Source organism: Knoellia sp. LjRoot47 (genome assembly GCF_964253435.1).
Taxonomy (GTDB): domain Bacteria; phylum Actinomycetota; class Actinomycetes; order Actinomycetales; family Dermatophilaceae; genus Knoellia.
The window spans coordinates 1,692,964-1,713,970 of sequence record NZ_CAXUQS020000001.1; the positions used below are offsets into that span (position 1 = coordinate 1,692,964).

Annotated in this window: 27 protein-coding genes; 19 read left to right on the top strand and 8 right to left on the bottom strand. The window is 72.2% G+C overall.

The window, feature by feature from the left end:
- Positions 1–13: 13 nt before the first annotated feature.
- Complete coding sequence (locus tag ACSQ11_RS08290) at positions 14–523, top strand: FABP family protein (protein ID WP_436004664.1); 510 nt, start codon at positions 14–16, stop codon at positions 521–523.
- 18 nt (positions 524–541) lie between these two features.
- Here the strand turns inward: ACSQ11_RS08290 and ACSQ11_RS08295 are convergent, their stop codons facing one another.
- Positions 542–1,570, bottom strand: coding sequence for an LCP family protein (locus ACSQ11_RS08295; protein ID WP_436004665.1), 1,029 nt, complete (start codon positions 1,568–1,570; stop codon positions 542–544).
- Positions 1,571–1,627: 57 nt separating this feature from the next.
- Between ACSQ11_RS08295 and ACSQ11_RS08300 the strand changes: the two genes are divergently transcribed.
- Genes ACSQ11_RS08300 through ACSQ11_RS08310 form a run of 3 tightly spaced genes read left to right on the top strand, consistent with a single transcriptional unit; the run spans position 1,628 to position 3,962 of the window.
- Entirely contained in the window at positions 1,628–2,047 is a 420-nt protein-coding gene (locus ACSQ11_RS08300; protein ID WP_436004666.1) for a Fur family transcriptional regulator, read from the top strand.
- A complete protein-coding gene (gene ygfZ, locus ACSQ11_RS08305) occupies positions 2,044–3,075 on the top strand; it encodes a CAF17-like 4Fe-4S cluster assembly/insertion protein YgfZ (protein ID WP_436004667.1) in 1,032 nt (343 codons plus the stop codon). The genes ACSQ11_RS08300 and ygfZ overlap by 4 nt, the downstream gene beginning before the upstream one ends.
- Positions 3,076–3,122: 47 nt before the next feature.
- Positions 3,123–3,962, top strand: a complete 840-nt coding sequence (locus ACSQ11_RS08310; RefSeq protein WP_436004668.1) for a 3-keto-5-aminohexanoate cleavage protein — start codon at positions 3,123–3,125, stop codon at positions 3,960–3,962.
- A 138-nt stretch (positions 3,963–4,100) separates the two neighbouring features.
- On the opposite strand, the gene ACSQ11_RS08315 is transcribed toward ACSQ11_RS08310, so the two are convergent.
- Positions 4,101–4,616, bottom strand: coding sequence for a DUF4395 domain-containing protein (locus ACSQ11_RS08315; RefSeq protein ID WP_436004669.1), 516 nt, complete (start codon positions 4,614–4,616; stop codon positions 4,101–4,103).
- Between the two features lie 122 nt (positions 4,617–4,738).
- Here ACSQ11_RS08315 and ACSQ11_RS08320 point away from each other — a divergent pair, with 122 nt between their 5' ends.
- The 5 genes from ACSQ11_RS08320 to ACSQ11_RS08340 are packed head-to-tail and all read left to right on the top strand — an operon-like array spanning position 4,739 to position 7,666.
- Complete coding sequence (locus tag ACSQ11_RS08320) at positions 4,739–5,107, top strand: helix-turn-helix domain-containing protein (protein WP_436004670.1); 369 nt, start codon at positions 4,739–4,741, stop codon at positions 5,105–5,107.
- 44 nt (positions 5,108–5,151) lie between these two features.
- A complete protein-coding gene (locus ACSQ11_RS08325; protein WP_436004671.1) occupies positions 5,152–5,871 on the top strand; it encodes a hypothetical protein in 720 nt (239 codons plus the stop codon).
- 31 nt (positions 5,872–5,902) lie between these two features.
- Positions 5,903–6,883 (top strand): asparaginase, encoded by a 981-nt coding sequence (locus ACSQ11_RS08330; RefSeq protein ID WP_436004672.1) that lies wholly within the window; start codon positions 5,903–5,905, stop codon positions 6,881–6,883.
- A gap of 12 nt (positions 6,884–6,895) precedes the next feature.
- Entirely contained in the window at positions 6,896–7,330 is a 435-nt protein-coding gene (gene dtd / locus ACSQ11_RS08335; protein WP_436004673.1) for a D-aminoacyl-tRNA deacylase, read from the top strand.
- A gap of 9 nt (positions 7,331–7,339) precedes the next feature.
- Complete coding sequence (locus tag ACSQ11_RS08340) at positions 7,340–7,666, top strand: DUF2516 family protein (protein WP_436004674.1); 327 nt, start codon at positions 7,340–7,342, stop codon at positions 7,664–7,666.
- On the opposite strand, the gene ACSQ11_RS08345 is transcribed toward ACSQ11_RS08340, so the two are convergent.
- Positions 7,651–8,469 carry a class I SAM-dependent methyltransferase gene (locus ACSQ11_RS08345; protein WP_436004675.1) on the bottom strand — a complete coding sequence of 273 codons (819 nt, stop codon included), beginning with the start codon at positions 8,467–8,469 and terminating at the stop codon, positions 7,651–7,653. The two genes, ACSQ11_RS08340 and ACSQ11_RS08345, sit on opposite strands and share 16 nt — an antisense overlap.
- A gap of 67 nt (positions 8,470–8,536) precedes the next feature.
- Here ACSQ11_RS08345 and ACSQ11_RS08350 point away from each other — a divergent pair, with 67 nt between their 5' ends.
- From ACSQ11_RS08350 to ACSQ11_RS08360, 3 genes are read left to right on the top strand one after another with little or no spacing between them, the layout of a single operon-like run.
- Positions 8,537–9,328, top strand: coding sequence for a hypothetical protein (locus ACSQ11_RS08350; protein WP_436004676.1), 792 nt, complete (start codon positions 8,537–8,539; stop codon positions 9,326–9,328).
- Between the two features lie 33 nt (positions 9,329–9,361).
- Positions 9,362–10,675, top strand: a complete 1,314-nt coding sequence (gene mshA / locus ACSQ11_RS08355) for a D-inositol-3-phosphate glycosyltransferase (RefSeq protein WP_436004677.1) — start codon at positions 9,362–9,364, stop codon at positions 10,673–10,675.
- Positions 10,672–11,160, top strand: a complete 489-nt coding sequence (locus tag ACSQ11_RS08360; protein WP_436004678.1) for a YbjN domain-containing protein — start codon at positions 10,672–10,674, stop codon at positions 11,158–11,160. The genes mshA and ACSQ11_RS08360 overlap by 4 nt, the downstream gene beginning before the upstream one ends.
- A gap of 63 nt (positions 11,161–11,223) precedes the next feature.
- On the opposite strand, the gene ACSQ11_RS08365 is transcribed toward ACSQ11_RS08360, so the two are convergent.
- A complete protein-coding gene (locus ACSQ11_RS08365; RefSeq protein ID WP_436004679.1) occupies positions 11,224–12,009 on the bottom strand; it encodes a PIG-L deacetylase family protein in 786 nt (261 codons plus the stop codon).
- A 66-nt stretch (positions 12,010–12,075) separates the two neighbouring features.
- Here ACSQ11_RS08365 and ACSQ11_RS08370 point away from each other — a divergent pair, with 66 nt between their 5' ends.
- Complete coding sequence (locus ACSQ11_RS08370) at positions 12,076–12,810, top strand: phosphoglyceromutase (protein WP_436004680.1); 735 nt, start codon at positions 12,076–12,078, stop codon at positions 12,808–12,810.
- A 45-nt stretch (positions 12,811–12,855) separates the two neighbouring features.
- Here ACSQ11_RS08370 and ACSQ11_RS08375 read toward each other — a convergent pair whose 3' ends face one another.
- From ACSQ11_RS08375 to phoU, 3 genes are all read right to left on the bottom strand, one after another.
- Complete coding sequence (locus ACSQ11_RS08375) at positions 12,856–14,205, bottom strand: hypothetical protein (RefSeq protein WP_436004681.1); 1,350 nt, start codon at positions 14,203–14,205, stop codon at positions 12,856–12,858.
- Between the two features lies 1 nt (position 14,206).
- On the bottom strand, positions 14,207–14,734 hold the full coding sequence (locus tag ACSQ11_RS08380) for a SigE family RNA polymerase sigma factor (RefSeq protein WP_436004682.1): 528 nt from the start codon (positions 14,732–14,734) through the stop codon (positions 14,207–14,209).
- Between the two features lie 154 nt (positions 14,735–14,888).
- Positions 14,889–15,605, bottom strand: coding sequence for a phosphate signaling complex protein PhoU (gene phoU, locus ACSQ11_RS08385; RefSeq protein WP_436004683.1), 717 nt, complete (start codon positions 15,603–15,605; stop codon positions 14,889–14,891).
- A 193-nt stretch (positions 15,606–15,798) separates the two neighbouring features.
- On the opposite strand from phoU, the gene ACSQ11_RS08390 reads away from it, so the two are divergent.
- Together ACSQ11_RS08390 and ACSQ11_RS08395 are read left to right on the top strand one after the other, a co-directional pair.
- A complete protein-coding gene (locus ACSQ11_RS08390) occupies positions 15,799–16,983 on the top strand; it encodes a sensor histidine kinase (RefSeq protein WP_436004684.1) in 1,185 nt (394 codons plus the stop codon).
- Positions 16,980–17,660 (top strand): response regulator, encoded by a 681-nt coding sequence (locus ACSQ11_RS08395; protein ID WP_436004685.1) that lies wholly within the window; start codon positions 16,980–16,982, stop codon positions 17,658–17,660. Before ACSQ11_RS08390 ends, ACSQ11_RS08395 begins: the two co-directional genes overlap by 4 nt.
- Before the next feature lie 97 nt (positions 17,661–17,757).
- Here ACSQ11_RS08395 and ACSQ11_RS08400 read toward each other — a convergent pair whose 3' ends face one another.
- Complete coding sequence (locus tag ACSQ11_RS08400) at positions 17,758–18,291, bottom strand: hypothetical protein (RefSeq protein WP_436004686.1); 534 nt, start codon at positions 18,289–18,291, stop codon at positions 17,758–17,760.
- 233 nt (positions 18,292–18,524) lie between these two features.
- Between ACSQ11_RS08400 and ACSQ11_RS08405 the strand changes: the two genes are divergently transcribed.
- From ACSQ11_RS08405 to ispF, 4 genes are read left to right on the top strand one after another with little or no spacing between them, the layout of a single operon-like run.
- A complete protein-coding gene (locus ACSQ11_RS08405; RefSeq protein ID WP_056139333.1) occupies positions 18,525–19,007 on the top strand; it encodes a CarD family transcriptional regulator in 483 nt (160 codons plus the stop codon).
- Positions 19,004–19,690 (top strand): 2-C-methyl-D-erythritol 4-phosphate cytidylyltransferase, encoded by a 687-nt coding sequence (gene ispD / locus ACSQ11_RS08410; RefSeq protein ID WP_436006729.1) that lies wholly within the window; start codon positions 19,004–19,006, stop codon positions 19,688–19,690. The genes ACSQ11_RS08405 and ispD overlap by 4 nt, the downstream gene beginning before the upstream one ends.
- Positions 19,687–20,457: an SDR family oxidoreductase gene (locus tag ACSQ11_RS08415; protein ID WP_436004687.1), complete on the top strand. Its 771-nt coding sequence runs from the start codon at positions 19,687–19,689 to the stop codon at positions 20,455–20,457. Before ispD ends, ACSQ11_RS08415 begins: the two co-directional genes overlap by 4 nt.
- The gene (gene ispF, locus ACSQ11_RS08420) at positions 20,454–20,966 is read left to right on the top strand and encodes a 2-C-methyl-D-erythritol 2,4-cyclodiphosphate synthase (RefSeq protein ID WP_436004688.1); all 513 of its coding nucleotides are present in this window, start codon (positions 20,454–20,456) and stop codon (positions 20,964–20,966) included. The genes ACSQ11_RS08415 and ispF overlap by 4 nt, the downstream gene beginning before the upstream one ends.
- Positions 20,967–21,007: the final 41 nt, after the last annotated feature.

A 21,007-nucleotide genomic window follows, 5' to 3' on the forward strand; every position in this document is an offset into this window, starting at 1 on the left:
TACGATCCCACTCGTGGCATTCCACCTCGACACCAACCTTCCCTCCGAGCTCGCCCCGCTCGCCTGGCTCGTCGGCAAGTGGGCCGGCGCCGGCGTCGTGGGCTACCCGACCATCGAGTCGGCGAACTTCGGCCAGGAGGTCAGCTGCTGGCACGACGGCCGCCCGTTCCTCCAGTGGCACAGCCAGACCTGGCTGCTCGACGACGCGGGGGAGAAGGTCCGCCCGCTCGCGACCGAGGTCGGCTTCTGGCGGCCCGTGCCGGAGACGCCGGACGGCACCAACGTCGAGCTGCTCCTCACGCACCCGACCGGCATCGTCGAGATGTATGCCGGGACGGCCCAGCCGGCCAAGGTCGAGCTCCGCACCGACGGCGTCATGCGCAGCCCGCACGCCAAGGAGTACACCGCGGGCCACCGGATGTACGGCTACGTGCAGTCCAACCTGCTCTGGGTCATGGACATGGCCGCGATGGGCCAGCCGCTCACCTCGCACCTTTCGGCAGAGCTCAAGCGCGTCGAGTGACCCTCACGCCCCGTCGCCTCAGGGCGTGACGGTGACGTCGGCGTAGTCGTCCATCGTGTCGGTGCGCAGCGCCTTGCCCAGGGCCGCCATGCCCGCCTCGTCGACGACGTCGATCGAGCCGCCGTCAGGTGCGGTGCCGTAGCCCGAGAAGGGCGCGGTGATGAAGACGATGTCGCTGCTGCGCAGGTGGCGCAACGAGATCGCCTCGCTGCGCATCTGCCCGACGTCGAGGCCCCTGTCGACGGTGAGGTTGCCCGTGGCCGCACCGACGAAGCGGGTCAGCGTCACCGGGTTGGCGATGACCGACGGGGTGAGCGTCTTGACCATGAGCGCCTTGATGAACGCCTGCTGACGGCGGCCACGGGAGATGTCGCCCTCGGAGAGCTGTTTGCGCTCGCGGACGAAGGCGAGCGCCTGGTCGCCGTCGAGCTCGTTCCAGCCCTGCTGCACGGCGAAGCGGCCCTCGCCGCTGGCCTCCTCGGCATAGACCCGCACACCGCCGACCGCGTTGGTCATGTTGCGGAAGCCCTCGAAGTCGGTCTTGGCGACGTGGTCGATCTTGACACCGAGGAGGTTCTGCAGGGTGCTCACGAGCAGCGGCGCCCCGCCGTAGGCGTAGGCGGCGTTGATCTTGTCCTTCTTGCGCCCGGGGATCTGGACGTAGAGGTCACGCGGGAAGTGGATGAGCTGGACGGACTTCTTGTCCTCGGGCACGTGCGCGATGACGATGACGTCCGAGCGGCTCGCGGTCTCACCGGGACGCGCGTCCGAGCCGATGATGAGGTAGTTCTGCCCGACCCCCTGGGGGAGCTCGACGACCGACCCGTCGGGCAGCGTCGCCGACGGCCCCGTGGTGGGCAGGAGGTCCTCCTGGACGATGTTGTTCTTGGCCTTCTGGTTGAGGAAGAAGGCGAAGCCCCCGGCGGCCACCAGCGCGAGGACGACCAGCGAGCTGATGACGAGGAGCACACGACGACCCCACCGCGGCCTCTGCGGGTCGCGGTGGGAGGTGGGTGGGTTGCCGGCGTCGTCGAAGTCGTCAAGCACCCGGCCCAGTGTAGGTGGGCGCTCACGCACCGTCGTGCGAGCGGCATACTTGGGGGCGTGAGTGACCTCGGCACGCGACTGCGGGCCGCCGGGAGGCGGCTCACGCCGCAGCGCCAGCAGGTCCTCGACGCGGTCGAGTCGCTCGGCCACGCGACGCCGGAGCAGATCGTCGAGGCCGTGTCGGCCCGGAGCGAGGCGCCCATGGCGCTCTCCACGGTCTACCGCTCGCTCGAGGCGCTCTCGGACCTCGGCCTCGTCACCCACACGCACGTCGACCACCGCGTGCCGAGCTATCACCTCACCTCGCACGCCACCCACATCCACGTGGTCTGCCGTCAGTGCGGCTCCGTCGGCGAGGCGCCCACGAGCGTCGCCGAGGAATTCGTGGCCCGTCTCGACCGTTCTCTCGGGTTCGAGGCGGACGTCACCCACGCCGCCATCCACGGCCTCTGCCGCTCCTGCAGGAAGACGTCATGACCGACACCGTCACTCTCCCCACCTCCCCGCTGCTCGACCGTCCCGGCGCCGTCGCCGGTGAGGGGACCGACGCCGGTGTGGCCGCCCACTACGGCGACCCCGGGCGCGAGCAGCGGCTCCTCGAGGAGGGGCTCGCCGTCGTCGACCTGTCGCACCGCGGCGTCGTCACGGTCACCGGGCCCGACCGCCTGTCGTGGCTGCACTCGATCACCTCGCAACAGCTCACCGGTCTCGCCCCGCGCGTCTCGACCGAGTCGCTCGTCCTGTCGCCCAAGGGCCACATCGAGCACGTCCTCCACGTCGTCGACGACGGCGAGACGACGTGGATCACCGTCGAGCCCGGCACCGCCCCGGCGCTCGTCACGTGGCTGGACTCGATGCGCTTCATGCTCCGCGTCGAGGTCGCCGACGTCACCGCGTCGTATGCCGTCCTCGGCGAGCCGCTCTCGGCCGCCAGTGTCGAGGGTGAGCCGGTCGCGTGGGTCGACCCGTGGCCGAACCTCGTCGGTGACACCGCGGCATACGGGCCGGAGACGGGGCACCCGGGTGAGGCGCGTCGGTGGCGCGAGCTCATCGTGCCCCGCGAGGACCTCGAGGCCGCCGTGGGTGACCGGCCGCTCGCCGGCACCTGGGCGGCCGAGGCGCTGCGCGTCGCCGCATGGCGTCCGCGGCTGGGGTTCGAGACCGACCACCGGACCATCGCGCACGAGCTCGACTGGCTGCGGACGGCGGTGCACCTGCACAAGGGCTGCTACCGGGGCCAGGAGACGATCGCCCGGGTCCACAACCTCGGCCGTCCGCCGCGGCGCATCGTCTTCCTCCACCTCGACGGGTCCGGGCACGTGCTCCCCGTCGCCGGCGACGAGCTCACCCTCGACGGGCGGGTCGTCGGGCGGCTCACGACGGTCGCCCGCCACCACGAGGACGGCCCGATCGCCCTCGCGGTGATCAAGCGCAACACTCCGGCCGACGCCGACCTCGTCGCTGGCACGGTCGCCGGCGCGCAGACGGTCATCGTCACCCCCTGACCCCGGCTGGGCTCGGGGGTGCCCGGCGGCGCTGGCACACTGACGCCATGCCAGCCGCTGCACCCGCCACCCTCATCACCGTCGCTCCCACCGGCGCCGAGCACGCCAAGGCCGACGTGCCGCAGCTGCCGACGACGCTCGAGGAGCTCGTCGAGACGGCGCGCTCCTGCGAGGCGGCGGGCGCAGCCCTCATCCACCTCCACATCCGCGACGGTGAGCACCGCCCCACTCTCGACGGCGGCCGGCTCAAGGACGCCGTCGACGCGATCCGCTCCGAGACCGACCTCGTCGTCCAGCTCTCGACCGGCGGCTCGGTGCACGACCCGCTGGAGCAGCGCCTCACCGTGCTCGACGCCGAGCCGGACTCGTGCTCGCTGACCTGCGGCACGACGAACTTCGGCGACGACGTGTTCCTCAACCCGTGGGGCTTCATGTCCGACCTGTACGTCCAGGCGCAGGAGCGGGAGGTCGTGCCCGAGTTCGAGCTGTTCGAGCTCGGCCACGTGCACGCGCTGCGCCGGCTCCTCGACACCCACGGGCTGCCGTTCGGGGGCAGGGTCCACGTCGACTTCGTCCTCGGCGTGCCGGGTGCGATGCCGGGCACCGCGGCGGCGCTCATGGCCGGTGTCGAGATGCTCCCCGACGAGGTGACGTCGTGGTCAGCGACGGGCATCGGCCGGACCCATCTGCCCGTGCTCGCCGCCGCGCTCTCGGCCGGGGGCCACCTGCGGGTGGGCATGGAGGACAACATCGTCTTCGCCCGCGGTCAGCAGGTGCAGCACAACGCCGAGCTCGTGACCCGCGCGGCCGAGCTGGCCACGACGATGCAGCGCCCGCCGATGACGACGTCTCAGGCCCGCGAGCTCCTCGGCATCAAGCGCCGCTGACCCACCCGCCCTCGACCTCAAGTTTTGCTCCTGGGGAGGGAAGGTTGAGGGTCCGGAGGGAAGGTTTCCCTCCGGATGCCGAAGGTTCCCTCCTGGGGAGCAAAAGTTGGTGCGGTGCAGTGGCGGAGCGGTCTGGGGTCAGGCGGGCTGGGTGGCGTTCTCCCTGTCGCGCTGGCGCAGGGTGATGTCGTTGCACGCCGCGCAGGTCTCCTCGGGGATGACGCCGAGCCGCATGAGGTGACCGAACGCCCAGCAGCCTGCGCAGAACCCGACCGCGGACTCGAGCAGCGCGAAGACGACGAGCACGCCGAGCAGCACCGAGGCCACGGTCGTCGCGCCGAAGGCGAGGGCGGCCACCGCGGCGGCGGCGCTGGTCGCGAGGCCAACGGCCTGGGCGAAGCGCTTCGGCGGTCCAGGAACCCACCGGGGGTGCCCGAACCGGGGCGCGACGACGTGGACGGCGAGCCGGCCGAGGGGGCTGTAGCGCGGCCCGCCCGCGACCCGGAGGGCGAAGCCGGCGGCGAGCAGCACCGCGAGCCACCACAACTGGGTGACGAGCGTGAGGGTGGCGAGGACGACGACACCGGCCGCGACGGACCGGGCGGCCTTCTCGTTGACGGGGTTGGGGAAGGTCAGGGCCTCGCGCAAAGACATAACCGCAGATTATGTCAGACAGAATCTCACGGCATGTCCATGTCGCCTGTCGGACACGGTGTGGCCACCGTCACGCTTGCCCCGGTTTGCATTCTGCTAACTGGAGCAAGCACAATGGATGCATGAGCCGGAACCCGCTGAACGACCTCGCCGGACTGGGCGACTACCTGCGTGAGCAGCGTCTGTCGCACCGTCTGTCGCTGCGTCAGCTCTCCGAGCTCGCGGGCATCTCCAACCCGTACCTCAGCCAGATCGAGCGAGGACTCAAGCGCCCGAGCGCCGAGATCCTCCAGCAGCTGGCCAAAGGGCTGGAGGTGTCGGCCGAGACGCTCTACGTCAAGGCCGGGATCCTCGACGAGCACCACGACGCCGAGGCCGCCACGCCCACCGTGCGGGACGCCATCGCTGCCGACCCCGTCCTCACCGCCCGTCAGAAGGCGACCCTGGTCGACGTCTACGAGTCTTTCGTCGGCACCGACCGCACGCCCTGACGCCCTCAACCGTCCGAAGCACCACCTTCACCCAGGAGGAACACATGGCCACCAAGACCACCGCCAAGAAGCCCACCAGCCCGCTGTTCGCCGTCGTCGGCGCCACGGACCTCGCTGTCGAGCGCGCCCGTGGGGCCCGCCTGCGCGCCGACAAGGCCGCCGCCGACGCCCGCGTCCGCGCCGACAAGGTGCGCGCCGAGCTCACCCCCACCGCCTTCAGCAAGCGCGCCGACGAGGTCTCCAAGCGCGCCGGCGTCGTCATCGACGACGTCCGCGCCCTCCCGACCAAGGCCCTCGACCAGGGTGTCGCCACCCTCGACGAGGTCACCAAGGGCTACGAGGGTCTCGCGACCCGCGGCGAGAAGCTCGTGACCCGCATCAAGAACCAGAAGGCCACCAAGGACCTCGTCGAGCAGGCCGAGGTCACCCTCTCGCTCGGCAAGGGCGCCGTCACGACCGCCCGCAAGGCCGTCCTCGACGTGCGCACCTCCGCCCTCGCGACCTTCACCACCGGTCGCCAGGAGGCCGCCCACGTCGCCGAGATCGTCGTCGACACCGTCCGTGAGGACGCCGAGGTCGCCGCGACCGACATCAAGGCGTCGGCCAAGCGCACCCGCACCGCCGCCAAGCGCACCAGCACCACCGCGACCAAGGCCGCCAAGAAGACCACGACCCGCGCCAAGGCGACGACGACCGCGGCGAAGAAGACCGCCACCACCTCGACCAAGGCCGCCGAGAAGGCTGCCGAGAAGGTCGGCGACTGACCCAAGCCGGAGCGGACATAGTCTGGGCTGTGTGAGCGCCCAGAACCTGTCCACCCCTGCCGTCCTCGACGCCGCCCCGGTGCTCGCGCAAGCGATCCGGGGCGGCTTCGTCGAATCCGCCCACCGGGCGAGCGTGGCCGTCACCGCCCCCGACGGCTCCGTCGAGCTCGAGCTCGGCAACGCGACCGACCCGGTCTTCCCGCGGTCCTCGAACAAGCCGGTCCAGGCCCTCGCCATGGTGCGCCACGGCCTCGACCTCGCGCCGCACCACCTCGCGCTCACCTGTGCGAGCCACTCCGGCGAGCCGTTCCACCTCGACGCCGTGCGCCAGATCCTCGACGGCGCCGGCCTCACGGTGCGCGACCTCCAGAACACGCCGGACTACCCCGTCGACGACGAGGCCCGGCTCGACTGGATCCGGGCCGGCCAAGGCAAGGAGTCGCTCGCGCAGAACTGCTCGGGCAAGCACGCCGGCATGCTCGCGACCTGCGTCGCCAACGGCTGGGACCACACGGCATACCTCGACGTCGACCACCCGCTGCAGCGCGCCTGCGACGCGACCCTCGCCGAGCTCGCGGGCGAGCCCGTGGCCGCGACGGCCGTCGACGGCTGCGGTGCACCGGTCATGGCCGTCTCGCTCGCGGGGCTCGCCCGCGCCTTCGGCCGGATCGCCTCGGCCGAGGCCGGCACCGACGAGGCCCGCGTCGCCGACGCGATCCGCAGCCACCCCGAGTACCTCGGGGGCAGCCGCCGCGACGTCACGACGTTCATCCAGCGCACCCCCGGCGCGATCGCCAAGGACGGGGCCGAAGCCGTGTATGCCGTCGGGCTGGCCGACGGTCGCGGCATCGCCCTCAAGGTCGCCGACGGCGGCCAGCGGGCCCGCACCGTCATCCTCGCCGCGGTCCTGCGCCGGCTGGGTGTCGAGACCGGCGCCCTCGACGCCCTCGAGGACGCGCCGATCCTCGGTCACGGGGAGCCGGTCGGCTCCGTCGTCGCCGTCGGCATCTGACCGAGTCCCGACATGAGAGCCGTCCTCCAGCGGGTGCACCGCGCCGCGGTCGTCGTCGAGGGTGAGACGGTCGGGGAGATCACCGAGCCCGGGTTGTTCGTCCTCGTCGGCGTCGGCCACGACGACGGGCCTGCGGAGGTCGAGCTCATCGCCCGCAAGATCGCCGACCTGCGCCTGCTTCACGGTGAGCAGTCGGTGACCGACGCGGGCGCGCCCGTGCTCGTCGTCAGCCAGTTCACCCTGCTCGCCGACACGAAGAAGGGCCGCCGTCCCTCGTGGAACGCCGCAGCCCCCGGCGACGTCGCCGAGCCCGTCGTCGCCCAGGTCGTCGAGGCGCTGCGCGCGCGGGGTGTGAGCGTCGCGACGGGACGGTTCGGTGCGCACATGGACATCGACCTCGTGGCCGATGGCCCGGTGACCGTCGTCGTCGACAGCGCAGCGCCGTAGGCTGCACCCATGTTCGGACTCGGCGCGGCGCAGTACTACGTCACCCTCGCGATCACCATCGCTGCCCTGGGCCTCGAGGTCTTCGCGCTCGTGCACGCGCTCAAGACGCGCCCCGACGCGTTCGTCGCCGCCGGCAAGCGGACCAAGAACTTCTGGCTCGCCGTCACCGGTGTGGCGACCCTCCTCGGGTTCATCTCGCTGGGTAGGGGACTCGGGTTCCTCGCGATCATCGGCATCGTCGCCGCCGGGGTCTACCTCGCCGACGTCCGGCCTGCGGTCGAGACCGTCCAGGGTCGCGGGACCGGCTCGCACCAAGGCCCCTACGGCCCCTGGTGAACCGCAGCTCCTGACCGTGGCGCCACCGCGTCCCACGCGACGGTGAGCTCGCCGAGCCTCCATCGTGAGGGGCCGTCGAGCAGGGGCCATCCCGCGTCGCGCATCGCCTGCGCCGTGGCCAGGAACCGCTGACGGACCCCGTATGCCGCGTGGCCGGCGCTGCGGGCCCAGTGCCGGTCGAGGTCGGCGAGGTAGTCGTGGACGCCCTCGCCGGGGACGTTGCGGTGGATGAGGGCCTTGGGCAGCCGCTCGGCGACGGCCGACGGGGTGTCGAGCCCGCGCAGGTGCCACGACAGGGTGAGGCTCACCGGACCGCCGGGCTCGACGGCCACCCATGTCGACAGTCGTCCGAGCTCGTCGCACGTGCCGTCGACGAGCAGGCCGTCGGGGTCCAGCCGAGAGCACACGGTCGCCCACGCGCCGGCGACCTCGGACTCGTCGTACTGGCGCAGCACGTTGAAGGCGCGCACGACCGTCGCGGACCGTCCGTCCAGCGGCACCTCGAACCCGCCCCGGCGGAACGTCAGGCCCGGCCGCTCCAGCAGCCGGCCGGCCGCGACCCGCTCGGGGTCGATCTCGATCCCGACGACCTCGACGTCCGCGCGCACCCGGCGCAGCCGGTCGTGCAGCTCGACGGCGGTGACGGGGGAGGCGCCGTAGCCGAGGTCGACCACGACGGGTGCCCTGACGGCTCGACGCAGCCGCCACGACGCCGGTCCGGCGAGCCACCGGTCGCACCGGCGCAGCCGGTTGGGGTTGGTCGTCCCGCGGGTCACCACCCCGACCGGTCTCGTCCTCGCCACGGGGCCAGCGTACGAGCAGCCCGCACGCCCGCGTCCGACCCACGTGCTGCACGCCTAGGCTGCTGACGTGCACAGATGGGGAGTGCGCGGTGACCGCCGCGACGTGAGCCGGAGCATGGTGGCGCTCGTCGTCTCCGTGGCCGCGGCCGCCGCCCTCGGCCTCTGGGGCTGGCTGCCCGTCGTCCTGCGCACCGACAGTGGGCTCGTCGACGTCGCACCCGGGCTGTTCACCGTCGACCAGTCGGCACGAGGCGTCGCCACCCTGGGCCGGGGCTACACCGTCGCGGCCTACCAGTCGGGGTTCCGGGTCTCGGCCGCGAGCGGGACCCTCGTCGACACCATCACGCGAGGCTCCCCGGTGAGTGCGGTCATCGGCGAGGTCGAGGACCGCGACGACCACCCGGTCGAGCACGTCGAGGCGACCCTGGACCACGTCCGGGTCGACGAGGTACGCATCGAACCGGGGCGGGCGGCATACCTCGGTGAGGTCTACGGGGAGGTCGACGGGGCGACGCGCACCATGCCGTTGCGCCTCACCTTCCTGCTCACGACCGCCGGCGTGCACGTCACCGCCCACGTGCAGGGCGCGGACGCCGTCGTCGTGCACCTCGACACCATGCCCGCGACGACCGGGCTGCCCCCGGCACTGCCGGACCTCAACCTGCGCACCAAGGGGTGGTGGGTCGTCCCCCTCGCCGGGGAGCAGCGGGCGTTCTCGACGGCCCGCCGGGCCGTCGTCGGCCTCGGGCCGGCCATCCGCACGCGTGGGCTCGACCTCCGCCCGGACGGCCGGCTCGACGTCCACGTGTGGTCGAACCGGGCCACCCTGACGCTCAGTGGTGTGCCACGCCCGAGCTGATCCGTGCGTGGCGCTGCGTGACACACTGACGAGATGACGACCGATGACGCCCGGCCCCGTTGCCGGGTCGCGATGGTGTCGGTGCACACGTCGCCCTTGGCGCAGCCGGGCACCGGTGACGCGGGCGGCATGAACGTCTACGTCCTCGAGACGGCACGACGGCTGGCCCGCAGGGGAGTGGCGGTCGACATCTTCACCCGCCGGACCACCGCGTCCGACGCGCCGATCGTCGAGGTCGAGCCGGGCGTCATCGTCCGGCACATCGCCGCGGGCCCCTACGAAGGCCTCGACAAGGAGGACCTCCCCGGCCAGCTCTGCGCTTTCGCCGCGGGCATGATGCGGGTCGCCGCCCACGCGCCCGAGGGGCACTACGACCTCGTCCACTCGCACTACTGGCTCTCGGGCCAGGTGGGCTGGCTCGCGGCCGACCGCTGGGACGTCCCCCTCGTCCACACGATGCACACGATGGCTCGCGTCAAGAACCTCCACCGCGCCGAAGGTGACGCCGAGGAGCCCAAGGGGCGCGAGATCGGCGAGGCCCAGGTCGTCGAGGCGGCTGACCGGCTCGTCGCCAACACCGCCGGCGAGGCACGCGATCTCATCGACCTCTACGGCGCCGACCCGGACCGGGTCGACGTCGTCTCGCCGGGGGTGGACCTCGACGTCTTCAGGTCCGGTGACCGCTCGACCGCCCGAACCGCCGTGCGCGTCCCCGACGACGCCGTGCTCCTGCTCTTCGTGGGGCGCATCCAGCCGCTCAAGGCGCCCGACGTCCTCCTGCGTGCTGCCGGCAACCTCGTCCGGCGCAACCCGTCGCTGCGCGGCCGCCTCGTCGTCGGCATCCTCGGCGGGGCGAGCGGCTCGGCCGTGCGCTCGCCGATGGCTCTCGACCGGCTGGCCGACGACGAGGGCATCGCCGACCTCGTGCGCTTCGTGCCCCCGACCGACCGCGACACGCTCGCGACGTGGATGCGCGCCGCCGACGTCGTCGCCGTGCCCTCGCACAACGAGTCGTTCGGGCTCGTCGCCGTCGAGGCCCAGGCCTGCGGCGCCGTCGTCGTCGCCACCGACGTGGGCGGTCTGCCCACGGCCGTCGGGGACGCCGGCGTGCTCGTCGACGGCCACGACCCGCACGTCTGGGCGGATGCCATCGAGGGTGTCATCGACCACCCCGACCGCGCCGCCGCGCTCTCCCGCCGGGCCGTCGAGCATGCCGCCCACTTCTCCTGGGAGGCGACCGCCGAGCGCCTCGCCGCGGTCTACGACGCCGCGCTCGCGGCCCCGCTGCGCGCCTCGATCAACGACTCCGACGTGCTGACCGGCATCCCGACCGCGGTGATCCCGTGAGCGACCTGACCTCGACCATCGAGGCCTACCTCACCGAGACGGGCATCGAGTGGGAGCCCGGAGCGCGCGACGGCGAGTACGTCGTCACCCTCCCCGGCGAGAAGAAGCTCAAGACGGTCGTCTCGCTCGTCGCGGGCGACTCCGACCTGTCGGTCTCGGCCTTCGTCATCCGCAACCCCGACGAGAACCACGAGGCCTTCTACCGCAGCCTCCTGCGCCGCAACCTGCGCCTGCCCGGGCTCGCCTACTCCATCGACAGCAGCGGCGACGTCTACCTCACCGGGCGCGTCCCGGCGGCCGGCGTCGATGCCGAGCGCCTCGACCTGCTCCTCGGCGTCGTGCTCGAGGCGGCCGACTCTCCCTTCAACGACCTCCTCGTCCTGGGGTTCCTCACCTCGATGCAGAAGGAGTGGGACTGGCGGGTCTCGCGTGGCGAGTCGCTGCGCAACCTCGAGGCGTTCCGTCACCTCCTCGACAAGGCCTGACGGCCGAGCCCGTATGCCGAGTGCCCGCCTCCCGCTCCCGCCTCGACGCCGTCGTGGCCGGTGTCAGGCCAGGCCCTCGAAGACGTCGGTGAGGACGGCGGTCCCGGGATCCCTCGGCGGCCAGGCGACGGCCCAGGTCTCGAGGGAGATGACGTTCTTCCACTGCTCGTCGGTGCCCGAGGGGTCGAACATCACGTGACGCTGGCTGCGGTGCTCCTTGTGCGCCGCGAGCATCCGGTCGAGCCCGTCGCGGTGCCGCACGACGATGCCCACATCGTCGTCCGGGACGGAGCGCAGTTCGTAGACCCGCGACGGGTCCCAGGGCCCGAGGCCCGCGTGGGCGCGGTAGCGCTGGGCGATCGCCCAGGCCCGCCGCGGGATGCACCCGAAGAGCAACCGGTGCAGGCCCCCGCTTCCCTCGTCGCGGACCCGGTGGAAGGCGCGCTCGGTGGTGGCGCCGATGGCGACGTGGTCGGGATGGCCGGTGACGCCGTCGGGACCGAACGTGACCACGACGTCGGGACGCTCGGCCCGCAGGACCTCGGCCACCTCGTCGACGAGCCCGTCACCGACGTCCCCCAGCCGGCCGTCGGGGTGACCGAGCCAGACGTGGGGATCGGGTTCCGTCCCGAGAGCCCTCCACGCCGCCACGTCCTCGGCGCGACGCCAAGCTCCCAGGGTCTCGGGGGTCGCGGGGACGCCGGGGGCGATCTCTCCGGCGTCGCCGTCGGTCGCGTGCACCACGACGGGCCGGAACCCCGGGTCGGTGGCATGGCGCACGACCGTCCCGTACATCGCGTAGCACTCGTCGTCCGGGTGCGCCCACACACCCGCGAGGGTCCGGCCCATGCCCGATGCGCCCAGAGGCCCGGGTACCGCTTCAGCCGAATTCCGGGTTCTCACTAGGCTGCAGCCATGGCACACACCTTGATCCTGCTGCGGCACGGCCACTCCGAGTGGAACGCCAAGAACCTCTTCACCGGCTGGGTCGACGTCGACCTCAACGACCAGGGGCGCGAGGAGGCCGTCAACGGCGGTCGCCTGCTCAAGGAGCGCGGTGTGCTCCCGACCGTGGTCCACACCTCCGTCCTGCGCCGCGCGATCACCACGGCGAACCTCGCCCTCGACGCCGCCGACCGCCACTGGATCCCGGTCCGCCGCGACTGGCGGCTCAACGAGCGCCACTACGGCGCGCTGCAGGGTCTCGACAAGGCGGCCACGCGTGAGAAGTACGGCGACGAGCAGTTCATGCTCTGGCGCCGCTCGTTCGACACACCGCCGCCGCCCATCGAGGTCGGCTCCGAGTTCGACCAGACCGACGACCCGCGCTACGCCGGCATCGAGGTGCCCCGCACCGAGTGCCTCAAGGACGTCATCGAGCGCTTCATGCCCTACTGGGAGGGCCCCCTGCGTGACGACCTCGTCGCCGGTGAGACCGTCCTCGTCGTCGCCCACGGCAACAGCCTCCGCGGTCTCGTCAAGCACCTCGACGGCATCAGCGACGAGGACATCGCCGCCCTCAACATCCCCACCGGCCAGCCCCTCGTCTACGAGCTCGGCGACGACTTCATGCCGACGAAGCCCGGCGAGTACCTCGACCCCGAGGCGGCCGCCGAGGCCGCCGCGGCGGTCGCCAACCAAGGACGTTGACGCGACGGCGGGTCCCACGTGGACCCGCCCACGGGTCCGGCGATCTCAGGACGCGCCGAGTCCGGGGTTCCCGCTCGTCGTGGGGAAGCTGCCGACGATCGCGCCCCGGGAGTCGAGCACCTCGATCGAGTACTGCTCCTCGACCGTGAGCATCGAGACCGGCAGCTGGATCCGGGCCACACCGTCGACCACGGGGACGGCACCCGACGAGGGCCAGACGCTGGGCTGGGGGGATGCGGCCCTGACCTGTGAGGCGCCTTGGGCGAGCACCCAGAGAGTGAGCGGACCCTCGCCCTCCTTCTCCGGCGCGCTGATGACGACGGGTCGCTGGTCCGCGGTGGCCGCGGCGATCGGGTTGAGGTGCTCGGCCTCGAAGGTGCTGTTCTGCCCCGGCGACTCGGTGCGGATCTGTACCGTCCGCAGCGTCTGCCCGCCCGGAAGGGTGCTGACGATGACCTGCGCCGTCGTGCGTGCACCGGCCGGGAGTCCACCGACGAAGCGTGCCGCGATATCCCTCGGAACCTCGCCACGGTAGGTCGTGCGGGTCTGCACACGGTCGGACTCGAGCGCCATGGCTCGCGCGACCTCGTCGTCGACCACGCGCTCCTCGAAGGCCGCGAGCTGGTCGGCGCCGCACGGGTCCTCGCACGGCGGCGGCGCGGAGCGGCTGTCGTCCTCGCCGAAGGTGAACCGGGGGCTGCCCATCGTCTCGCCGACGCGGACCTGGGTCAGTGGCACGGCGGTCGAGCGGCCGACGCCGTCCGTGAGCGGCACGGGCACCCAGGTCCGGCTCACCGTGCCGTCGAGGGCGATGGTCGGCGTGCCCGAGACATCGGCAGATCTGAGATCGGGGGTCGTGAGGATGACGAGCGTGCCCTGGCCGGCGAGGGTGAGTGAGTCGCTCGCGACCTCGGAGAGCGGGATGGTCGTGGTGGTGCTCATCGACTCGACGTCCGACCCCCGGGGACCGGCGACGACGGCCAGCTGGTCGGAGAGGACCACCAACGCGAGCCGCGTCGCGCCCACGTCCTCGACGAAGATCGCGCGTCCCTCGAGCTTCGTCTCGATCGCGTCGACGAGGGCCCGGTCGTCGGCGAGGCCTCCCCGCAGCGGCCACGAACCGATCGAGCGCCACACCGGGCTGCCCGCCTCGGGCAGCGAGGGACGCGCGGCCGGCACCGTGACGCCAGGTCCGTCGCCGAGTCGTGACGTCAGGGTGGGGACGCCGACGGCGAGTGCGACGACGGCGACGAACGAGGCGGCCGCGACGGCACGCCGGCGGCGGCGGTTCGACGCCACGGCGGCGTGCACCCTCGCGTAGGGGTCGGCCACCGTGGACTCGACGGTCGCGGCGCGCTCGACCAGTGCGTCCCGGAGCTCGGTCTCGAGGCTCATCTCAGGCTCCGTTCGTCTGCAGGGTGCTGGGTGGCGTCGACGTCTCGGTCATCGCGAGCCGCAGCCGGCCGAGGCCGCGCGAGGTCTGGCTCTTGACCGAGCCCACCGACATGCCGAGCGCCTCGGCGGTCTCGCGCTCGGTGAGGTCGTCGTAGAACCGCAGCACGATGACCGCGCGCATTCGTGGCGGCAGGGTGTGCAGCGCACGCACGAGCTCGTCGCGACTGTCGACGACGGCATACGCGTCCGAGCGGGCGCGGTCCGCGTCGGCGGGCACGTCGCCCAGGTCCTCGGTGACCCGGCGTCGCCGCCACCACGACGTCGACTCGTTGGCGACCGCGGCGCGGGTGTAGGCGTAGGGCGACCCGTCGCGGTGCACGCGGGACCAGTGGCGGTGGACCTTGACGAGGGCCTGCTGCACGAGGTCCTCGGCGCGCCCCACGTCACCGGTGAGCAGGTAGGCCACCCGCACGAGCCGCGCCCACTCACGGGTCACGAACTCGGCGAACGCCGCCTCGTCTCCGTCCACGCCGCCATCCTCACCTTCGCTGGGACACCTCACCTACGAGAAACGCGAGTTCGGGCCGGAAGGTTGAGCGGGACGGCATACGACAGCGTCCGCAGGACCGGTCGCGTTCGTTCCCAACCCTGCGGACGCAGGCGGGGTATGCCGGGTGCCCCGGTCAGGCGGTCGGCTCCACCTTCGTCTCGGGGAAGGCCTCGTCGTCCTCCTCGTCCTCGTGGCTCACTTCGCTCTCGGCGCTGTGCGCCCCGGTGACGAGGAAGACCACGCGACGGGCGACGGAGACGGCATGGTCGCCGAAGCGCTCGTAGTAGCGGCCGACGAGCGTGATGTCGACCGTGGTCTCGGCCGGGTGGTTCCACGAGTCGGAGGCGAGGCGCTCGAACAGGCGCCGGTGCAGCTCGTCCATGGCGTCGTCGTCGCGCTCGATCTGGCGGGCGGCCTCGACGTCGCGGGCGGCGATGACCGAGCCGGCCTTGGTGACGATGCGCTCGGCGACCTGGCCCATCTCGAGGATGATCGAGCGGAGCTCGGCCGGCACCGCGGAGTTGGGGTAGCGCAGCCGGGCGACCTTGGCGACGTGGCGGGCGAGGTCGCCCATGCGCTCGATGTCGGAGCTCATGCGCATCGACGTCACGACCATGCGGAGGTCGGTCGCGACCGGCTGCTGGAGCGCGAGCAGGTCGAACGAGAGCAGGTCGAGCTCCTCGCGCAGCGCGTCGATCTCGACGTCGGCGCCGATGACCGACTCGGCGAGCTGGACGTCGGCGTCGAGCAGGGCCGTCGTCGCGCGCGACATCGCGGAGCTCGCGAGTCGCGTCATCTCGACCAGGCCCTCGGTGACCCGGTCCAGCTCTTCGTGGAATGCCTTGCGCATACGTGACCTCTCACAACATGGCGATGACTCGCCTCGGCTCGGGCGGCACGCAGACATGGTGGGCCGCCGACGTCGGCAGCGTGGCACGAGGCGGTGAACTCCCGCCACCTCGCAGGTGAACATTGAGGTGCCCCGCGCGGGGCCGCGCCGTCGGTGGCCGAAGTCGTGGTGGGAGTCGGATTAGGCTGGTCAGGTGGATGCGACGCTCGCCGGGATCGTCGGTGGCGGGCTGGGGCTCGTCATCGGAGCCGTCGCCGTCGCCGCCAGCCGGTTCAGCGAGCGCACGCTCACGACGATCCCGCCGACTCCGCCGCCCTCGCTGCCGAGCGGCGTCACGGACGTCCTCGCCGTGCTGCGGTCGATCGCCATCGTCCTCGACGCCTCCGACGCCGTCGTCAACAGCTCGGCGTCCGCTGTGAGCTACGGCCTGGTGCGACACGGCGAGCTCGTCCACACCGAGCTGCGCCAGCTCGCCCGCCAGGTGCGCCGTGACGGCGAGATCCGCGAGGTCGACCTCGAGCTCGCCCGTGGCTTCGGCACGACCACCAACGCCCTGATGAAGGCCCGGGTCGCGCCGCTGGGTGCCTCGCACGTCCTCATCCTCGCCGAGGACCACACCCACGCCCGCCGGGTCGAGGAGGTGCGCCGCGACTTCGTCGCCAACGTCTCGCACGAGCTCAAGACCCCCGTCGGCGGCATCGCCCTGCTCGCCGAGGCCGTGCTCGACGCCCGCGACGACCCCGAGGCGGTCTCGCGGTTCGCCGCCCGCATCCAGGTCGAGTCCACCCGCCTCACCCGGCTCGTCAAGGAGATCGTCGACCTCTCCCGCCTCCAGGTCGCCGACACGCTCCACGAGCCTGAGCTCGTCCAGATCCCGGCCGTCGTCGCCGAGGCGGTCGACCGGGTCCGGGTGGCGGCCGAGGCGCGCCGGATCAGCCTCGAGCAGGTCGCCGACGAGCGGGCCAGCGTGTTCGGTGACGCCGAGCTGCTCGCCACCGCCATCGCCAACCTCGTCTCCAACGCCGTGAACTACTCCGAGCCCGGCACGCGCGTCGCCGTCGCGGCCCGCCGGGTCGGCGACACCGTCGAGATCACCGTCTCCGACCAGGGCCAGGGCATCCCCGAGCCCGAGCAGAGTCGGATCTTCGAGCGCTTCTACCGGGTGGATGCCGCGCGGTCACGGGCCACCGGGGGCACCGGGCTCGGCCTCGCCATCGTCAAGCACGTCTGCGCCACCCACGGCGGCGACGTCTCGGTGTGGAGCGAAGAGGGGCACGGCTCGACGTTCACCATGAGACTTCCCGCAGCGGCCGTCCGGCCCGCGGCGGACCCCGACCGGGCGCCGGTCGGCACGGCACAAGGAGAGCAGAAGCAATGACCCGCATCCTCGTCGTCGAGGACGAAGTGTCCTTCTCGGACCCCCTGTCCTACCTCCTGCGCAAGGAGGGCTACGAGGTGAGCGTCGCCGAGAACGGCAACGACGCCCTCACCGAGTTCGACAGCGCCGGCGCGGACCTCGTGCTCCTCGACCTCATGCTCCCCGGGCTCTCCGGCGTCGACGTCTGCCGCTCGCTGCGCCAGAGGTCCGCCGTGCCGATCATCATGCTCACCGCGAAGGACAGCGAGATCGACAAGGTCGTCGGGCTCGAGCTCGGCGCGGACGACTACGTCACCAAGCCCTACTCCTCGCGCGAGCTGCTCGCCCGGATCAAGGCGGTGCTGCGCCGGCTCAGCGAGCCCGAGGAGCTGCTGCCCACGACCCTCGAGGCCGGGCCGGTCCGGATGGACGTCGAGCGCCACGTCGTCACCGTCGGCGGCGCGACCACCCAGCTCCCGCTCAAGGAGTTCGAGCTCCTCGAGATGCTGCTGCGCAACACCGGCCGCGTGCTCACCCGCATGCAGCTCATCGACCGGGTGTGGGGCAGCGACTACGTCGGCGACACCAAGACCCTCGACGTCCACGTCAAGCGGCTGCGCGCCAAGGTCGAGCCCGACCCGGCCAACCCCAAGCACATCGTCACCGTGCGGGGCCTGGGCTACAAGTTCGAGGCCTGAGGCGCGGGACCCCGGGGCGCCTCCACGAGGGCCCACCCAGCACGAAGCCCACCGGCGCGGATCGCGCTCGGTGGGCTCACGGCATACGGAAGGGGTGTCAGCCGCTCGTCGAAGGGCTCGCGGACGGGCTTGCGGAGGAGCTCGACTCCGGGGCCGGCGTGACGTCCTTGTAGTAGCCCAGCGCGGGCAGGACGGGCGCCGAGACGACGTTCTGCCCGGTGGCGCGCGTCGAGACCTGCACGTCGAGCACGTCGCCGGGCGCCGAGGTGACCGTCGACAGGGTGGCGTTCTCGCCGTCCTCGCCGAGCGACAGCGAGCCGTGGCGGGGCACGGTCACCTCGATCGGCTGGCTGCCCTCGCTGGCGATGGAGACGTCGATGTCCTCGTCGCTCGTGTTGACGAGCTGGCCGACGAGGGCACCCGGTGCGTCCTTGGCGTCGGCGATGACCGCGATGTTGCGGACGTCGAGGTCCCCGAAGGTCGCGTTGACGCCGTCGGCGGCCTGGTAGGCGTAGTCGGTCTGCTGCGGCGAGAACACGGCGCACCCACCGAGGAGCGTCGTGCCGAGCACGGCGGCACCGAGGACGGCGCGGAGGCGGTGGCGGGGGGCGGTGGAGGCGGCGTTCGTCACGGGGCACAGCCTAGCGAGGGGTGGCCGGTCGGGCGTGCACGGTGGGGCGTGTGGGTCCCCGGACGTGGCGGGCGGCGGTCGTCGCAGGCATGGGAACGGCGTTGTGTCAAGCCCCAATTTCGCTGGCGCCCAACGCATTTCAGGCCCCTGACCTGCATGTATGCCGTCTCCGCCGATTCCGTCTGTCCGTCCCGGCGTGTTAAACTAGGGGTCGCGAAAGGGGCAAACAGCATATGGTTTTCAAGGTCGGCGAGACGGTCGTGTACCCCCACCACGGGGCTGCGCGCATCGAAGAGATCAACAAGCGCACCATCAAGGGTGTCGAGAAGCTCTACCTCAAGCTCAAGGTGGCTCAGGGGGATCTCGTCATCGAGGTCCCCGCTGAGAACTGCGACCTGGTCGGCGTCCGTGACGTCGTCGACAAGGCCGGCCTCGAGAAGGTGTTCGAGGTCCTCCGCGCCCCGTTCGCCGAGGAGCCGACCAACTGGTCGCGCCGCTTCAAGGCCAACCTCGAGAAGCTCGCGTCGGGTGACGTCATCAAGGTGGCCGAGGTCGTCCGCGACCTCTGGCGCCGTGACAAGGACCGCGGCCTGTCCGCCGGCGAGAAGCGCATGCTCTCCAAGGCTCGTCAGATCCTCGTGTCCGAGCTCGCGCTCGCCGAGAAGACCGACGAGGACAAGGCCGAGACCATCCTCGACGAGGTCCTCGCGTCCTGAGCGGAGCATCCGGCTCCGTCGGTGTCGTCCTCGTCGCCGCAGGTCAGGGCACGAGACTGAGGGCAGCGCAGCCCAAGGCATTCGTCCGCGTCGCGGGCACCACGCTTCTCGAGCACGCCGTCACGCGCGCGTTCGAGGCTGCCGACACCGCACAGATCGTCGTCGTCGCGCCCGCCTCCCACCTCCGGGAGGCGGGCGCGCTCGTGTCCGGGCACCCGCGCGCCGGTGACGTCACCGTTGTCGCCGGTGGAGCCGAGCGCACACACTCCGTGGCGGCGGGGCTCGCCGCCCTGCGCGCCGACGTCGACGTCGTGCTCGTCCACGACGCGGCCCGGTGCCTCGCGCCCGCCTCGCTCTTCGACCGGCTCGTGGCCGCCGTGCGCGAGGGGGCCGACGCCGTCGTCCCCGGGCTGCCCGTGACCGACACGATCAAGCAGGTCGACGCCGACGGGGTCGTCATCGCGACCCCCGAGCGCTCGAGCCTGCGCGCGGTGCAGACGCCCCAGGGCTTCCGGCGCACGATGCTCACCCAGGCCCACGCATCTGGGGCCGAGGCGACCGACGACGCCGCCCTCGTCGAGCGGGCCGGTGGCCGGGTCGTCGTCATCGACGGTGACGCGCTCGCCTTCAAGGTGACCACCGCCGACGACCTCGAGCGCGCCGGCCGTATCCTCGGCCCGTGAGCCAGCCACCCGTCGCCCTCGTCACCGGAGGTGGCACCGGCATCGGTGCCGCCGTCGCCCGCCGTCTCGTCGAGGACGGGTATGCCGTGGTCGTCGCGGGCCGTCGTCGCGACCGCCTCGACGCCGTGGTCGCCCAGCTCGGGGACGCCGTCACGGCCCTCGAGCTCGACGTCACCGACGCCGCTGCGGTGGCCGCCGGGGTCGGTGGCCTCGAGCGCCTCGACGTGCTCGTCAACAACGCTGGCGGCGCCATCGGGCTGAGCCCCGTCGAGAGTGGGGACCTCGCCGAGTGGGAGGCGATGTACGCCACCAACGTCCTCGGCACCGTGCGCGTCACGCAGGCGGCGCTGCCGCTGCTGCGCCGGTCGCCGCGGGCCACGATCGTCAACGTCAGCTCGATCGCGGGCGAGCGCGTCTACGCCGGTGGCGGTGGCTACGTCGCCGCGAAGCACGGTGAGTCCGTCGTGTCCGAGACGCTGCGTCTCGAGCTCAACGGTGAGCACGTGCGGGTCGTCGACGTCCGCCCGGGCATGGTGCACACCGAGGAGTTCTCGCTGACCCGGCTGCACGGTGACCGCGACGCGGCCGACAAGGTCTACGAAGGCGTCGACCGTCCGCTCGTCGCCGACGACGTGGCGGCCTGCGTCGCCTTCGCCGTCGGCCTGCCGCAGCACGTCAACATCGACGCGCTCGTCGTCAAACCCGTGGCCCAGGCGGCGCCGCACCTGCTGCACCGCGGCCCGATCGACTGGAAGGACGGCTCGTGACCTCCGTGCTGCCGCGCACCGGTATCGGGTTCGACGTCCATGCCCTCGCCCCCGAGGGGTCCGACCGCGAGCTCTGGATCGCCGGCCTGCACTGGCCCGGTGAGCGCGGGCTCGACGGGCACTCCGACGCCGACGTCGCCGCCCACGCGGCCTGCGACGCGCTGTTCTCGGCCGCCGGCATCGGCGACCTCGGCGAGCACTTCGGGACCGACCGCCCCGAGATGGCCGGCGCATCCGGCGCGAGCATGCTCGCCGAGGCGGCCCGTCTCGTGCGCGCGGCCGGGTTCGAGATCGGCAACGTCGCCGTCCAGGTCATCGGCAACCGACCCAAGATCGGCACCCGCCGGGCCGAGGCCCAGCAGGTGCTCTCGCAGGCGTGTAGGGCGCCGGTGTCGGTGAGCGGGACGACGACCGACGGGCTGGGACTCACCGGCCGGGGTGAGGGCGTCGCCGCCGTGGCGTCGGCCCTGGTCGTACCCGTCATCGCGGGCCGAGCAGACTCGGGGTAACGTCACGGTCAGGTCCACCGCGAGGTTGCCGGCCGGCATAC